General features: G+C 64.1%; 17 protein-coding genes. 16 read left to right on the top strand and 1 reads right to left on the bottom strand.

All coding sequences use genetic code 11. The features are described from left to right. Positions 1-23: 23 nt before the first annotated feature. The 14 genes from ccmA (at position 24) to BVH03_RS02510 (ending at position 11,432) form a co-directional block, all read left to right on the top strand. Positions 24-647 carry a cytochrome c biogenesis heme-transporting ATPase CcmA gene (gene ccmA, locus BVH03_RS02445; RefSeq protein WP_075959716.1) on the top strand — a complete coding sequence of 208 codons (624 nt, stop codon included), beginning with the start codon at positions 24-26 and terminating at the stop codon, positions 645-647. Further along, a complete protein-coding gene (gene ccmB / locus BVH03_RS02450; protein WP_075959717.1) occupies positions 644-1,315 on the top strand; it encodes a heme exporter protein CcmB in 672 nt (223 codons plus the stop codon). The genes ccmA and ccmB overlap by 4 nt, the downstream gene beginning before the upstream one ends. 56 nt (positions 1,316-1,371) lie before the next feature. Continuing rightward, positions 1,372-2,130: a heme ABC transporter permease gene (locus BVH03_RS02455; protein WP_177344884.1), complete on the top strand. Its 759-nt coding sequence runs from the start codon at positions 1,372-1,374 to the stop codon at positions 2,128-2,130. Beyond that, on the top strand, positions 2,127-2,303 hold the full coding sequence (ccmD, locus tag BVH03_RS02460; RefSeq protein WP_075959721.1) for a heme exporter protein CcmD: 177 nt from the start codon (positions 2,127-2,129) through the stop codon (positions 2,301-2,303). The genes BVH03_RS02455 and ccmD overlap by 4 nt, the downstream gene beginning before the upstream one ends. Beyond that, positions 2,300-2,764 carry a cytochrome c maturation protein CcmE gene (gene ccmE / locus BVH03_RS02465; RefSeq protein WP_075959723.1) on the top strand — a complete coding sequence of 155 codons (465 nt, stop codon included), beginning with the start codon at positions 2,300-2,302 and terminating at the stop codon, positions 2,762-2,764. The genes ccmD and ccmE overlap by 4 nt, the downstream gene beginning before the upstream one ends. After that, a complete protein-coding gene (locus BVH03_RS02470) occupies positions 2,761-4,734 on the top strand; it encodes a heme lyase CcmF/NrfE family subunit (RefSeq protein ID WP_075959724.1) in 1,974 nt (657 codons plus the stop codon). The genes ccmE and BVH03_RS02470 overlap by 4 nt, the downstream gene beginning before the upstream one ends. Further along, entirely contained in the window at positions 4,731-5,267 is a 537-nt protein-coding gene (locus tag BVH03_RS02475; RefSeq protein ID WP_013791066.1) for a DsbE family thiol:disulfide interchange protein, read from the top strand. Before BVH03_RS02470 ends, BVH03_RS02475 begins: the two co-directional genes overlap by 4 nt. Continuing rightward, a complete protein-coding gene (locus BVH03_RS02480; protein WP_075959726.1) occupies positions 5,264-5,749 on the top strand; it encodes a cytochrome c-type biogenesis protein in 486 nt (161 codons plus the stop codon). Before BVH03_RS02475 ends, BVH03_RS02480 begins: the two co-directional genes overlap by 4 nt. Beyond that, positions 5,746-6,957, top strand: coding sequence for a c-type cytochrome biogenesis protein CcmI (gene ccmI, locus BVH03_RS02485; protein ID WP_075959728.1), 1,212 nt, complete (start codon positions 5,746-5,748; stop codon positions 6,955-6,957). Before BVH03_RS02480 ends, ccmI begins: the two co-directional genes overlap by 4 nt. Next, complete coding sequence (locus tag BVH03_RS02490; RefSeq protein WP_075959729.1) at positions 6,954-7,304, top strand: hypothetical protein; 351 nt, start codon at positions 6,954-6,956, stop codon at positions 7,302-7,304. Before ccmI ends, BVH03_RS02490 begins: the two co-directional genes overlap by 4 nt. Positions 7,305-7,515: 211 nt before the next feature. Next, positions 7,516-8,355 carry an IclR family transcriptional regulator C-terminal domain-containing protein gene (locus BVH03_RS02495; protein ID WP_075959730.1) on the top strand — a complete coding sequence of 280 codons (840 nt, stop codon included), beginning with the start codon at positions 7,516-7,518 and terminating at the stop codon, positions 8,353-8,355. A gap of 206 nt (positions 8,356-8,561) precedes the next feature. Continuing rightward, on the top strand, positions 8,562-9,389 hold the full coding sequence (locus BVH03_RS02500; RefSeq protein WP_075959731.1) for an SDR family oxidoreductase: 828 nt from the start codon (positions 8,562-8,564) through the stop codon (positions 9,387-9,389). A gap of 270 nt (positions 9,390-9,659) precedes the next feature. Continuing rightward, complete coding sequence (locus BVH03_RS02505; RefSeq protein WP_075959732.1) at positions 9,660-10,823, top strand: CynX/NimT family MFS transporter; 1,164 nt, start codon at positions 9,660-9,662, stop codon at positions 10,821-10,823. A 174-nt stretch (positions 10,824-10,997) separates the two neighbouring features. Then, complete coding sequence (locus BVH03_RS02510; protein WP_075959733.1) at positions 10,998-11,432, top strand: hypothetical protein; 435 nt, start codon at positions 10,998-11,000, stop codon at positions 11,430-11,432. Positions 11,433-11,494: 62 nt separating this feature from the next. On the opposite strand, the gene BVH03_RS02515 is transcribed toward BVH03_RS02510, so the two are convergent. After that, complete coding sequence (locus tag BVH03_RS02515) at positions 11,495-11,728, bottom strand: YheU family protein (RefSeq protein WP_075959734.1); 234 nt, start codon at positions 11,726-11,728, stop codon at positions 11,495-11,497. Positions 11,729-12,032: 304 nt separating this feature from the next. Between BVH03_RS02515 and ihfB the strand changes: the two genes are divergently transcribed. Continuing rightward, on the top strand, positions 12,033-12,320 hold the full coding sequence (ihfB, locus tag BVH03_RS02520; RefSeq protein WP_074884791.1) for an integration host factor subunit beta: 288 nt from the start codon (positions 12,033-12,035) through the stop codon (positions 12,318-12,320). Positions 12,321-12,534: 214 nt separating this feature from the next. Further along, positions 12,535-14,175, top strand: coding sequence for a methyl-accepting chemotaxis protein (locus BVH03_RS02525; RefSeq protein ID WP_075959735.1), 1,641 nt, complete (start codon positions 12,535-12,537; stop codon positions 14,173-14,175). Positions 14,176-14,300 lie beyond the last annotated feature (125 nt).

Consider the following 14,300-nt stretch of genomic DNA (forward strand, 5'->3'; position numbering starts at 1 on the left):
GACTTGAACCAGGTGCCCGCGTTGTGAGCAGTCCCTTTCTCGAAGCAACTGCGCTGTCCTGCGAGCGGGACTGGCGCCTGCTGTTCGAGAACCTCGACATCAGCCTGGATGCCGGGCAGATGCTGCAGGTTTCCGGGCCCAACGGCAGCGGCAAGACCAGCCTGCTGCGCGTGCTCGCCGGTCTCATGCCGCCCACCAGCGGCACCGTGCGCCTCAATGGCCAGCCTCTCGTCAGTCGCAGCAGTGAGCTGCTGTGGATCGGCCATGCCGCGGGAATAAAGGGGCTGCTCAGCGCCGAAGAAAACCTCGCCTGGCTGTGCGCCCTGCATCGCCCGGCGAGCCGTGAACGGATCTGGCAGGCTCTGCAGGCCGTCGGGCTGCGCGGTTTCGAAGATGTGCCTTGCCACACGCTGTCCGCCGGCCAGCAACGCCGCGTAGCCCTGGCTCGGCTGTATCTGGACGGCCCGCCTTTGTGGATTCTCGACGAACCCTTTACCGCGCTGGACAAACAGGCAGTGAGCCAGCTCGAAGACCACCTGGCCGCGCATTGCCGCAGTGGCGGCCTGGTCGTGCTCACCACGCACCATTCCCTGAGCCGCGTTCCGGACGGCTATCGCGACCTTGATCTGGGACAGCATGCCGCATGAATAGCCTGTTTATGCTGCTGGTCGTGCGCGAGGCGCGGTTGCTGTGTCGCCGCCCCGCAGAGCTGGCCAATCCATTGGTGTTCTTCGCTATCGTCATCGCCCTGTTCCCGCTGGCCGTCGGGCCGCAAACGCAATTGCTGCAGAGCCTCTCGCCAGGTTTGGTGTGGGTCGCGGCGCTGCTGGCAGTGCTGCTCTCGCTCGATGGCCTGTTTCGCAGCGACTTCGAAGACGGCTCCCTGGAGCAATGGCTGCTTTCCTCGCACCCCTTGCCGGTGCTGGTGTTGGCCAAGGTCGCGGCGCACTGGTTGTTTTCCGGCCTGGCTCTGGTGCTGCTGTCGCCCTTGCTGGCATTGATGCTGGGCCTGCCGGGCCGTTGCCTGCCAGTGCTGTTGGCCTCTCTGTTGCTTGGCACGCCCATCCTTAGTTTGCTGGGCGCTATCGGCGCCGCGCTTACGGTTGGCCTCAAGCGTGGCGGGCTGCTGCTGGCGCTGCTCATTTTGCCTTTGTACATCCCGGTGCTGATTCTCGGCAGCGGGGCCTTGCAGGCGAGTCTGCAAGGGTTGCCGGTAGCCGGGCACCTGCTCTGGCTGGCCAGCCTCGCGGCGTTGACGGTAACCCTGACACCCTTCGCCATAGCCGCCGGCCTGACTATCAGCGTCAGCGAATGATTGAACGTGCTACCGAGGATGGCCGCCGGCCCTTACCTCGGAGAATGATGAGTGACCTGATGAACTGGACATGGTTTCACAAACTGGGCTCGCCCAAATGGTTCTACGAAATCAGCGGCCGCTGGCTGCCGGGGCTGGCCATTGCCGCTGCCGTGCTGCTGGCCGTGGGCGCTGTCTGGGGCTTGGCCTTCGCGCCGCCTGACTACCAGCAGGGCAATAGTTTCCGAATCATCTACATCCATGTGCCGGCGGCATTCCTGGCCCAGTCGATCTACGTGATGCTGGCGGTGGCCGGGGTGGTCGGCCTGGTGTGGAAGATGAAACTGGCCGACGTCGCCCTGCAGCAGGCTGCCCCCGTGGGCGCCTGGATGACCGCCATTGCGCTGATCACCGGCGCCGTATGGGGCAAGCCGACCTGGGGCACTTACTGGATCTGGGATGCGCGCCTGACCTCGATGCTGATCCTGCTGTTCCTGTACTTCGGCGTCATTGCCCTCGGCCAGGCGATCAGCAACCGCGACAGCGCCGCCAAGGCCTGCGCGGTGCTGGCGGTGGTCGGCGTCATCAACATCCCGATCATCAAGTACTCGGTGGAGTGGTGGAACACCCTGCACCAGCCGGCCACCTTCAGCGTCATCGAAAAACCGGCGATGCCGGTGCAGATGTGGCTGCCGCTGCTGATCATGGTGCTGGGCTTCTACTGCTTCTTCGCGGCGGTGCTGCTGATGCGCATGCGCCTCGAAGTGCTACGCCGGGAAGCGCGCAGCAGTTGGGTGAAAACCGAGATCCGCGCGCTGGTGGAGGGCAAACGATGAGCTTCGCGTCATTCGCCGATTTTCTCGCCATGGGCAACCACGGCCCCTATGTGTGGTCGGCCTACGGTATCTGCCTGGTGGTGCTGGTGCTCAACGTGCTGCTGCCGCTACGGGCCAGACGCCGCTACTTGCAGGATGAGGCGCGCCGTATGCGCCGGGAGGAGTCACGTTGAACGCCGTTCGCAAGAAGCGTCTGCTTATCGTCCTGGCGATCGTCGCTGGCGTCGGTATAGCCGTGGCGCTCGCCCTGAGCGCCCTGCAGCAGAACATCAACCTGTTCTACACCCCCACGCAGATCGCCAACGGCGAGGCGCCGGTCGATACCCGCATCCGCGCAGGCGGGCTGGTGGAGAAGGGCTCGGTAAAGCGCTCCAGCGATTCGCTTCAAACCGACTTCGTGGTCACCGATGGCGCGGCGCGGGTGACCATCCGCTTCCACGGCATCCTGCCGGATCTGTTCCGCGAGGGGCAGGGCATCGTCGCCATGGGCAAGGTCGATGACGCCGGCCTGCTGCAAGCCGATGAAGTGCTCGCCAAGCACGACGAGAACTACATGCCACCGGAGGTCAAGCAGGCCCTGGAGCAGAGCGGCATGAACAAGCATTACGAGAAAACCGGGGAGGCCGCGCGATGATTCCCGAACTCGGCCACGTGGCGATGATTCTGGCCCTGTGCCTGGCGCTGGTGCAGGCGACGCTACCGCTGATCGGCGCCTGGCGCGGCGACCGCCAGTGGATGAGCCTGGCGCAACCGGCCGCCTGGGGGCAGTTCGCCTTTCTGGCGTTCGCCTTCGCCTGCCTCACGTACTCCTTCATGGTCGATGACTTTTCCGTGGCCTACGTGGCGCAGAACTCCAACACCGCGTTGCCCTGGTACTACAAGTTCAGCGCCGTGTGGGGCGCTCACGAAGGCTCGCTGCTGCTCTGGGCCCTGATTCTCGGCGGCTGGACCTTTGCCGTGGCGGTCTTCTCGCGGCAGTTGCCCGAGGAAATGCTCGCCCGTGTGCTGGGCGTGATGGGCATCATCAGCGTCGGCTTCCTGCTGTTTCTGATCGTCACCTCCAACCCCTTCACCCGCCTGCTGCCGAACGTGCCGGCCGATGGCCGCGACCTCAATCCGCTGTTGCAGGACTTCGGCCTGATCATTCACCCGCCGATGCTGTACATGGGTTACGTAGGCTTCTCGGTGGCCTTCGCCTTCGCCATCGCCGCGTTGCTCGGCGGTAAGCTGGACGCCGCCTGGGCGCGCTGGTCGCGGCCGTGGACCATCATCGCCTGGGCCTTTCTCGGCATCGGCATCGCCCTGGGTTCCTGGTGGGCCTATTACGAGCTGGGCTGGGGCGGCTGGTGGTTCTGGGACCCGGTGGAGAACGCCTCGTTCATGCCCTGGCTGGTCGGCACGGCGCTGATCCACTCCCTGGCGGTGACCGAGAAGCGCGGCGTGTTCAAGAGCTGGACGGTGCTGCTGGCCATCGCCGCGTTCTCACTCAGCCTGCTGGGCACCTTCCTGGTACGCTCGGGTGTGCTGACTTCGGTGCATGCCTTCGCCAGCGATCCGGAGCGCGGCGTGTTCATTCTAGCCTTCCTGCTGCTGGTGGTCGGCGGTTCGTTGACCCTGTTCGCCCTGCGTGCGCCGGTGGTGCGCAGCCAGGTCGGCTTCGGCCTGTGGTCGCGGGAAACCCTGCTGCTGGCCAACAACCTGATTCTGGTAGTGGCCGCCTCGATGATCCTGCTCGGCACCCTCTATCCGCTGGTGCTCGATGCCTTGAGCGGCGCCAAACTGTCGGTCGGCCCGCCATATTTCAATGCGCTGTTCGTGCCGCTGATGGGCCTGCTGATGGCCGTGCTCGCGGTCGGCGTGCTGGTGCGCTGGAAGGATACGCCGCTGCGCTGGCTGATCGGCATGCTCATCCCGGTGCTGGTCGCCAGTGTGGCACTGGCGTTGCTGGCCAGCCTGCTATGGGGCGATTTCCACTGGGCTGTGCTCGGCGTCTGCCTGCTGGCTGCCTGGGTAACGCTGGCCGGGCTGCGCGACATCCAGGACAAGACCCGCCACAAGGGCTTTTTCAGAGGCATGGCCAGCCTGGGCCGCAGCTACTGGGGCATGCAGCTGGCGCACCTGGGGCTGGCCGTGTGCGCGCTGGGCGTGATCCTCACCAGCCTCGGCAGCTTCGAGCGAGACATGCGCATGGCGCCGGGCGAGGCGGTGGAACTGGGTGGCTATCGCTTCGTGTTCGAAGGGGCAGCGCACCATGAAGGGCCGAACTTCATTTCCGACCGCGGCACGGTGCGCATCTTCGATGGCGAAAAGCAGATCGCCGTGCTGCACCCGGAAAAGCGCCTGTACACCGTGCAGCAGTCGGTGATGACCGAAGCCGGCATCGACGCCGGGCTGACCCGTGACCTGTTCGTGGCTCTCGGTGAGCCGCTGGGGCAGGGCGCCTGGGCGGTGCGCATCCATATCAAACCCTTCGTTCGCTGGATCTGGCTGGGCGCCCTGATGATGGGCTTCGGCGGCTTTCTCGCTGCTGCCGACAAGCGCTACCGGATGAAAGTCAAAGCCCGCGTGCGTGACGCGCTGGGCCTGCAGGAGGCACGCGCATGAGACGTCTGATCTTGTTGCTACCGCTGGTGATCTTTCTCGGCGTGGCGGTGTTTCTCTACCGCGGGCTGTTTCTCGACCCGTCCGAACTGCCATCGGCGCTGATCGACAAACCTTTCCCGGCCTTCTCGCTGCCGGCGGTGGAGGGCGATCAACTGATCACCCAGCAGAACCTGCTCGGCAAACCGTCGTTGGTCAACGTCTGGGCCACCTGGTGCGTGGCCTGCAAGGTCGAGCACCCGGTGCTCAACAAGCTGGCGTCCATGGGCGTGAACATCCATGGTGTCAACTACAAGGACGACAACGCCGCCGCGCAGAAATGGCTGAGCGAATTCCATGACCCGTACCAGCTCAATATCAGCGACCCCAAGGGCACGCTGGGCCTGGATCTCGGCGTGTACGGCGCGCCGGAGACCTTCTTCGTCGATGCCAAGGGCATCATTCGCCACAAGTTCGTCGGCGTGATCGACGAGGCGATCTGGCGCGAGAAGCTGGCGCCGCTGTACCAGCAGATGGTCGACGAGGCCGGGCAATGACGCGCCTGCTTAGCGGCCTGGTTCTGCTGCTGGCGCTGGGCGGCGTCGCTCAGGCGGCCATCGACACCTACGAGTTCGCCAGCGAAGCCGAGCGCGCCCGCTACCGCCAGCTCACCGAAGAGCTGCGCTGCCCGAAGTGCCAGAACCAGAACATCGCCGATTCCGATGCGCCGATCGCCATGGACCTGCGCGCCGAGATCTACCGCATGCTCGACGCCGGTGACAGCAATGCGCAGATCATCGATTACCTGGTCGCCCGCTATGGTGATTTCGTGCTCTACAAGCCGCCGGTCAGCGGCCGCACGCTGCTGCTCTGGTATGGCCCTGCGGCGCTGTTGGTCGGCGGTTTCATCGTGCTCGCGGTGATCGTTCGCCGTCGTCGCAGGAGTGACGGGCCGGCCGCCACCGGCCTTACCCGCGAAGAACAGCAGTGTCTGGCACACCTGCTCGAACAGGCGTCTGAGGATAAGAAAGCCCCATGATCGAATTCTGGTTGTCCGCTGGCCTGCTGTGCCTGGTCGCGGTGAGTTTCCTGCTCATCCCGCTGCTGCGCGGGCGCAAGGTGCAGGCCGAGGAAGATCGCACCGCCCTGAACGTCACCCTCTATCAGGAGCGCCTGCGCGAGCTGGAGCAGCAGCATCAGGCCGGTACTCTGAATGCAGCGCAATGGCAGGCAGCCCGTGATGAAGCGGCCCGCGAGCTGCTGGCCGACACCGAGGGCAGCGACGCTCGCCAGGCGCGTCGCCTCGGCCGTGCCGTGCCGCTGCTGGCGGTGCTGCTGGTGCCCGTATTGGCCGTGTCGCTGTATATGCAGTGGGGCGCCATCGACCAGGTCGAGCAGGCGCGTACCTTCGCCGGTGAGCCGCACAGCATCGAAGAGATGACCGCGCGCCTGGAGCAGGCCGTGCAGAACAATCCCGAGTCCGCCGAGGGTTGGTATTTCCTCGGTCGCAGCTATATGGCCCAGCAACGCGCGGCGGATGCGGCCAGGGCCTTCGGGCAGGCGGTCAAGGTTGCCGGGCGCGAGCCGGAGCTGCTCGGCCAGTGGGCTCAGGCGCTGTATTTTGCTGCTGACAAGCAGTGGAGCCCGCAGCTGGATGCCCTGACCAGCGAAGCCTTGAAAGCGGACCCGGAGGAGGTGACCAGCCTGGGCCTGCTGGGTATCGCCGCCTACGAGGAGCAGCGCTTCGCGGACGCCATTGGCTACTGGGAGCGACTGGTCGCCGTGTTGCCCCCTGGCGACCCCTCTCGGCAGGCGATTGCCGGTGGTATCGAGCGCGCCCGCCAGGAACTGGGTTCGTCGGCCGAAAGTGCTGCCAGCGCCGCACCGCCACAAGCCACGGCTGGGTTGCAGGTGCGTGTCGAGTTGGCCGAGGCGCTGCGCGACAAGGTGCAGCCGGGCGACGCGGTGTTCGTCTTCGCCCGGGCCGCTTCCGGGCCGCCGATGCCGCTGGCGGCCAAGCGCCTGACGGTGGCTGACCTGCCAGTGCAGCTCAGCTTGTCCGACAGCGATGCGATGATGCCGCAACTGAAACTTTCCGCGTTCGACCAGGTTCAACTGGTAGCGCGCATTTCGCGCGCCGGCGATGCGAAAAACGGCGAGTGGATCGGCCAGGGGCAACCGGTGGCCAGCAGCACCCAGGACGTGCAACGCCTTGTCATCGATAGCCCTGACGGCACACCACCATGAACAGACTGATTTCGGCTGCCTTGGCAGCCACCTTGCTGAGCCTCGCTGGCTGTACCCTGCATAGCCCGGCGCCTGGCAAGCCCGACGGCGGCCCTTCGGCCCCTACGGGTTCACCGACGGTGAGCAAATCCCATCCCCGCTTCGCGCCGCCGCCGGGCGTCTCCAGCCACTGGAACGGCACGCTGGGCGTTTACCAGATCGACTCCGAGCGCGATACCTATTACCGCGAGCGCACCTTCTACCGCTGGCAGGACGGCTGGAGCTGGGCGGGCACTCTGCAGGGGCCCTGGGAGCCGGTCGACAGCACCGGTGTGCCGCCTGCGTTGTACCGCCACCACGCGCAGTAAGCCGTCGCAGCCCAAGCTCGCTGCATTCGCATCGATAAACCGAGCCGCCCTGGAGACTCCGTCCCAGGGCGGTTTGCTTTCTGATGCCCATTCCATGTGCTCTTAGCAGCCTGCCCCTGACCGAGCGCATGCTCTTTAGCTGTATGCTGTCTTGCGATTATCGAACCGTCGTTCGATAATCGCGCATACCATCTGGACGAGTGACAGTGCCATGCCTGAATCCCGTTCCGTGCCCAGCTCGATGGCGCCGCCGATCATCGCGTCGCCGGCCAAGCGTATCGAAGCCTTTACCGGCGATCCTAATTTCATGACCTCGCTGGCCCGGGGCCTGGCGGTCATCCATGCGTTTCAGGAGCGCAAGCGCCACCTGACCATCGCCCAGATCAGCCACCGTACCGAGATCCCCCGTGCGGCAGTGCGTCGTTGTTTGCACACGCTGATGAAGCTCGGCTACGTGACGACCGATGGGCGCGTCTACTCGCTGCTGCCCAAGGTGCTGACTTTGGGCCACGCGTATCTGTCCTCGACGCCAATGGCCGTCACCGCACAGCCGATTCTCGATCGCCTCAGCGAACAGCTGCACGAGGCCTGTTCGATGGCCACCCTGGAGGGCGACGAAATTCTCTACATCGCGCGCTCGGCGACGCCGCAGCGGCTGATCTCCGTCGACCTGAGCGTGGGCAGCCGTTTGCCGGCCTACTGCACCTCGATGGGCCGTATCCTGCTGGCCGCGCTGGATGATGCCGCGCTGGACGACTACCTGAGCCATGCGGATCTGCAGGTGAAAACCAGCCGCACCCTGCACACCCCCGAAGACCTGCGTGCCAATATCGAGGAAATCCGCCGGCAGGGCTGGGTGATCATCGACCAGGAGCTGGAAGTCAGCCTGCGCTCCATCGCCGTGCCGTTGAAGGATTCTGCCGGCCAGGTTCTGGCCGCGCTCAATGTCGGCACCCATGTGGGGCGCGTGTCGCGCCAGGAGCTGGAGAGCCGCTTCCTGCCCATCCTGCTCGAAGCCAGCCACGAACTGAGCACACGACTGTTTCAGTAGCGCTCTGAACTCCCGGGTGTCGCTACGCTCGACCCGGGCTACGTAGCAGTGATCCCAGAACCGTAGCCTGGGTTGAGCGAAGCGATACCCAGGACGCCATACCCACCCCGCGGTGCACCCATTCAACAACCTGATGATGGCTGGGCGCTGCCCGCGCCTTCGCTACACTCGGGCTGTCTTTCATTGGCCAGCAGGGCAGGTTGAGCATGAGCAATCGCATGATGATCACAGGGGCCGGCTCCGGTCTGGGGCGCGAATTGGCGCTGCGCTGGGCGCGCGAGGGCTGGCGCCTGGCGTTGTCGGACGTCAACGACGCCGGGCTGGCAGAAACCCTGCGCCTGGTGCGCGAGGCGGGCGGCGACGGCTTCACCCTGCGCTGCGACGTGCGTGACTACAGCCAGCTGACTGCCCTGGCGCAGGCCTGCGAAGAGAAATTCGGCGGCATCGACATCATCATCAACAACGCCGGCGTCGCCTCGGGCGGCTTCTTCGCCGAGCTGTCGCTCGAGGATTGGGACTGGCAGCTGTCGATCAACCTGATGGGCGTGGTCAAAGGCTGCAAGGCGTTCCTGCCGTTGCTCGAGCGTAGCCGCGGGCGCATCGTCAACATCGCCTCCATGGCGGCGCTGATGCAGGGCCCCGGCATGAGCAACTACAACGTCGCCAAGGCCGGGGTGGTGGCGCTGTCGGAAAGCCTGCTGGCCGAGCTCAAGCCGCTGCAAGTCGGCGTGCACGTGGTGTGCCCGTCGTTCTTCCAGACCAACCTGCTCGACTCGTTCCGCGGGCCGACGCCCGCCATGAAGGCCCAGGTCGGCAAATTGCTGGAAAGCTCGCCGATCAATGCCGAGTTCATCGCCGACTACATCTTCAAGGCCGTCGCCGACGGCGAGTTCATGATCCTGCCCCACGAGCAGGGCCGTCAGGCCTGGGCGCTGAAGCAGAAGAACCCGCAGCTGCTGTATGACGAGATGACCCTGATGTGCGAAAAGATGCGCGCCAAGGCTGCCGGGCAGCGCGAAGCGAAGACGCCTTGAAGCTGTTCACGAGCTTTGGGTTTTTGCGAGCTTGTATCCGGTGAATCGACTGCAAAAGCGGACATCAATGCAGCACCTGTGGGAACGGGCCATGCCCGTGATTTTTTCGCGGGCATGGTCCGCTTCCACAGATAGCGGTAATCACGGCGAATGATTGAACAGGTTCTTGGGCCATTGCACGGGACAGCATGCGGTCGCGCTTGCCCTAACCGAAGCGCACGAGTAGGGTTGCCGCCTCGGCTGAACCTGGCCACCTGATCAGGAACTCGTGTGAAACCCGTCTCCCGCGCTTTACTGCTGCTGGCCCTGGTGGCTGCAGCGGTGAACTTGCGACCCGGCATTACCTCGCTGGCGCCGCTTATCGAACGCATCGCTCAGGAGCTTTCCCTGAGCCGCGGCTTTATCAGCCTGACCACCGCACTGCCAGTGCTGTGCATGGGCCTGCTGGCGCCCCTTGCGCCCCGCCTGGCCGTGCGCTTCGGTCTCGAACGTACCATCAACCTGTGCCTGGGGGCGATCGCTCTGGCGCTAGCGCTGCGCGTGGTTGGCCACTCCAGCACGATTTTGGTCGGCAGCGCAGTACTGCTTGGCGCCGCCATCGCCATCGCCGGGCCTTTGCTGTCGGGCTTCATCAAACGTCATTTTGCGGGCCGCATGGGCCAGGTGCTGGCCTGGTACTCGCTGAGCATGGCCATTGGTGGCGCGATTGGCGTGGTGCTGACCATGCCGGTCACCCAGCTGTTCGGCGATGACTGGAGCTACGGCCTGGCGATCTGGTCGGTGCCAGCGATAGTGGCGGTTGTCATCTGGTGCTGCCTGCCCAAGCAGCAGGCCGAGCCGCTGAGCCGCGAAGACGCGTCCGCCGGCTTGCCCTGGCGCGAAGGGCGGGCGTGGTTGATCAGCGCCTATTTTGCCCTGCAGGCTGGCTTGTTCTACGCCGTGGCGACCTGGACGGTGGCGCGCTACCAGGAGGCCGGGCTGTCGGCGATGCACAGCAATACGCTGTTCAGCCTGGCCATGCTGATGGGCTTGCCGAGTTCTTTCGTTCTGCCGATGCTGGTGCAGCGCATGAACCGTTACCTGCTGATGGTCGCCTGCGGCAGCTTGACCCTGGTCAGCCTGGTGATGATCACCTTGGTGCCCAGGTTCATCCCGGAATTCTGGGCATTGACCCTTGGCTTCGGCATGAGCGGCTCCTTTGCCTTGTCGCTGCTTTTGCCCATCTACGAGGCCGGCTCGCCGTTAGCGGTCAGCCGCTGGACGGCAATGATGCTCGGCTCGGGCTACAGCGTGGCGTGCCTGAGCCCGGTGCTTAGTGGCTTGGCGCGGGATATGTCGGGAACCTACCAGGTGCCTTTCATGGTGCTGACCGGGATGGCGGTGGTGATGGTGCTGCTGGCATGGCTGATGCGTAAGGGCCCGCGCCGCCCTTAGGTGTGAATACTCGGTAGCCTGGGTAGAGCCAAGCGAAACCCGGGCGCATGGCTAACCCGTGAACCCAGGCGATTGAATCACCCCATCACTGTCCTGACTGGCCGTTCTGCCCGTGGCATTCCCCTGCATCGCGGGCTGTGATAGAAGGCTGCCAGTTTTTAGCGGAGTGCCCCCGTGGTATCGGAATCCATCGTCTACGGCAACATTCGTGACTGGCCGTCGGACAGCCCCTCGGAGAGTCGCCTGCGCCGCCTGCTCAACAGGCAGGTGCTCGATGCATTGCCGACCGGCGATGCCTGGCCATTTCTGGGGCGCGAGATGTTTGCATGCTGCCAGCAACCCGGCAGTGGTCTTTACCAGACCCAGGTCATTCATTTCGGCGCCAGTTACCAGACCATCGAGTACGAATGGAAATTGTGGGTCGCTGAGTTCGAGGCGCTGCTCAAGCGCCTCTACTGGGCCAGCGCCGTAGTGCACCTGGAGACCGAACTGAACGGTACCCATACCTTTCGCTGGGAGTCGGACTCGGAGAGCGGCCTGCACAGCCCGCAGGACGGCGCGTTGCGCGTGCGCTGCGCCTGGGAAAGGGAAGGGGGCTTGCGCGGCTAACGCGGTGACCGAAGCAGTTGCAGCAGGGCGCGGCTCCCGCTTATCAGGCGCCACGGCCAGCCTTAATCCTCCTCCAGCCATTCCTTCGGCACGTCCCGCTTGAGCGCCAACTGGCACTGCTGGCTCTCCGGGTCGAACACGATTACCGCTTCGCCTTTATCCAGCGCGCGACGTACGCGGGTTACCCGGGTATCCAGCGGTGTTTCGTCACCGTTGTCAGTGCCGTCGCGGGTGACGAAATCTTCGATCAGACGGGTAAGGGTATCTGCCTCGAGCAGATTGGCGGGGATCAGCAAGATTTTCTCCTGAGGCGCTGGCAGCCTCTGATCTCTGAATGTATAGGTTTCGTTGGACGGCGCCCGCGAGCATTTGATCACCTTTCGTGCGCCAAGCGTGCAGACCATGAGTGCCAATCACCGGCTTTGCCAACAATGCAGTGCAGTCAACGACTTACCTTCACCAGCCCGAATCGCTGGTGATCGATTCAAGACGCCAGGCACATTTTCGAAGCTGGTGATTTTTTAGGCTGTTCAAAAGCTGATCAGCGTGCTACAACCTTCCCATCGAGTGACATAGCCGCTTGAAAACGAAGGGAAAAGTATGACCAAGTCGGAGTTGATCGAAAGAATCGTCACCCACCAAGGGCAGCTTTCAAACAAAGATGTCGAGCTGGCCATCAAGACCATGCTGGAACAGATGTCCCAGGCGCTGGCGACTGGCGATCGCATCGAGATCCGCGGCTTCGGCAGTTTCTCCCTCCACTACCGCGCCCCGCGCGTGGGCCGTAACCCCAAGACGGGGCAGTCGGTACGTCTGGACGGCAAGTTCGTTCCGCACTTCAAACCCGGTAAGGAGTTGCGTGATCGGGTGAACGAAGAGGACGAGTGATCCTCTTAGGCGTCTCTACCATCTCAATTCCTTCCCCTGGCCTACTGCCGACCGCATTCATTGCGCCGTGCTGATAGCGGTACCACCAGGCCTCGCTTTTCTGAAATAAAGTTTTACATCCCTCTTCAGGCCGGTTCAGGGCTGTCGATAAGGTGGTGATGCCGCCGATTATCGGTGATGCAGCTCATCTCCATCCCTTCGTGCAGGCCTGCATATGAACTGGTTCTACGACGCCAAGATATCAACCAAGCTGTATCTTGCATTCGCGCTCTGCGCCTGTATCACCTTGATCGTTGGGATCCTCGGCAGCCAGGGAATCGGCTCGTTGTCTTCGAGCTTGCAATCGGTGTTTTCCAACAACCTCGTTTCCGTCGCAAAAACTGCCGAGGCCCGTTCCAACGCGGTTGCGCAAAGCCGCGACCTGTATCGTTTGCTGGCCGCTGCCACGGCTGGCGGCGACGCCGCCGAGCGAAGCGCCATCCTCGCCTCGATGAAGGAGAATCGTCAGACCAGCGAGCGTGCATACGCCGTGTACCGTGCCACGCCCCTGGCAGACGACGAACGCGCCGCTGGCGACCGCATGGACAAAGACTGGCCGGCCTATCAGGCGATCATCGACCGTGCAGTGGCGGCCATCGAACGTGGCGACCTGGCAGGCGCCAAGCAGTTGATGTCCGGTGAGCTGCATCAGGCCTATCGCACCGTCATCGATGAGATAGGCATCATGGTCGAGTCCAATAACCGGCAGATCGGCGAGGGCGCCCAGGCTGCGCGCGAAAGCGAGGCGGCGGCCAAGCTCAACCTTTACATCGGTATCGGTGTCGCCTTCATCGCCGCCGTTCTGCTGGGCATGTTCATCAGCCGGGCGATCAGTACACCTATCGCATCGGCCGTTCGCAACGCCGAGCGAATCGCGGGCGGCGACCTGACCAAGACCATCGAAAGCGGCCATCGAGATGAAGCTGGCCAGCTGTTGACCGCCCTTGGTGCGATGCAGAACGGCCTCAAGGGTACCATTCAACAGATCGCCAGCGCGGCCGACCAGCTGGCCTCGGCCGCCGAAGAACTCAACGCGGTGACCGAGGAGAGCAGCCGTGGGCTGACTCGTCAGAACGACGAGATCCAGCTGGCGGCTACTGCCGTTACCGAAATGAGTGCTGCAGTCGACGAAGTGGCCCGCAACGCCACCTCGACCTCCGAGGCGTCCCGGCAAACCAGCAAGGAAGCATCCAGCGGCCGTGACCAGGCGCGTGAGGCGGTCAAGGCCATTACCAGCGTGAATAATGAAATCGGCCAGTCGACCGTAATCGTCGATGAGCTGGCCGGTAGCGTGCGGGATATCGCCAAGGTGCTCGACGTCATTCGCGGCATCGCCGAGCAGACCAACCTGCTGGCGCTCAACGCGGCCATCGAAGCGGCGCGGGCGGGCGAGCAGGGCCGTGGGTTCGCCGTGGTGGCGGACGAAGTGCGGGCCCTGGCGGCGCGCACCCAAGCCTCCACAGGGGAAATCGAGGCAATGATCGCCAGCGTGCAGTCGCGCGCCGACGACGCGGTCAAGGCCATGGGCAACAGCCGCACGCTGGCCAACAGCACCCAGGAACTGGCCAAGGCAACGGGCGAATCCCTCGAACGCATCGCCCAGAACATCGCCGAGATCAACGACCGCAACATGCTGATCGCCACCGCTTCCGAGGAGCAGGCCAACGTCGCCCGAGAGGTCGATCGCAACCTGATCAATATCCAGGACCTGTCCACCCAAACCGCTGCCGGCGCCAACCAGACCAGCGCATCCAGCCAGGAGCTGTCGCGCCTGGCCGTGTCGTTCAACAACCTGGTCAGCACCTTCAAGCTATAGAGCTATCGCGGTCTTGCAGGCCAGTGGGCGGCAGCCAAGCGCAGGCTGCCGTCCGGCCCTCAAACATGGATGTGGGAGCGGGCCACGCCCGCAAACATTCTGAAACCGCACCAAGTGCCCCCTGC

The sequence above is a fragment of the Pseudomonas sp. PA15(2017) genome (genome assembly GCF_001945395.1).
Lineage (GTDB): Bacteria > Pseudomonadota > Gammaproteobacteria > Pseudomonadales > Pseudomonadaceae > Aquipseudomonas.

Bases quoted from the DNA above. Each gene is read 5' to 3' on its own strand.
- BVH03_RS02500 (WP_075959731.1), top strand. From the start codon at position 8,562: ATGAGCAATCGCATGATGATCACAGGGGCCGGCTCCGGTCTGGGGCGC.
- BVH03_RS02495 (WP_075959730.1), top strand. From the start codon at position 7,516: ATGCCTGAATCCCGTTCCGTGCCCAGCTCGATGGCGCCGCCGATCATC.
- BVH03_RS02475 (WP_013791066.1), top strand. From the start codon at position 4,731: ATGAGACGTCTGATCTTGTTGCTACCGCTGGTGATCTTTCTCGGCGTG.
- BVH03_RS02480 (WP_075959726.1), top strand. From the start codon at position 5,264: ATGACGCGCCTGCTTAGCGGCCTGGTTCTGCTGCTGGCGCTGGGCGGC.
- BVH03_RS02470 (WP_075959724.1), top strand. From the start codon at position 2,761: ATGATTCCCGAACTCGGCCACGTGGCGATGATTCTGGCCCTGTGCCTG.
- ccmI (WP_075959728.1), top strand. From the start codon at position 5,746: ATGATCGAATTCTGGTTGTCCGCTGGCCTGCTGTGCCTGGTCGCGGTG.
- BVH03_RS02525 (WP_075959735.1), top strand. From the start codon at position 12,535: ATGAACTGGTTCTACGACGCCAAGATATCAACCAAGCTGTATCTTGCA.
- ccmD (WP_075959721.1), top strand. From the start codon at position 2,127: ATGAGCTTCGCGTCATTCGCCGATTTTCTCGCCATGGGCAACCACGGC.
- ihfB (WP_074884791.1), top strand. From the start codon at position 12,033: ATGACCAAGTCGGAGTTGATCGAAAGAATCGTCACCCACCAAGGGCAG.
- BVH03_RS02490 (WP_075959729.1), top strand. From the start codon at position 6,954: ATGAACAGACTGATTTCGGCTGCCTTGGCAGCCACCTTGCTGAGCCTC.
- ccmB (WP_075959717.1), top strand. From the start codon at position 644: ATGAATAGCCTGTTTATGCTGCTGGTCGTGCGCGAGGCGCGGTTGCTG.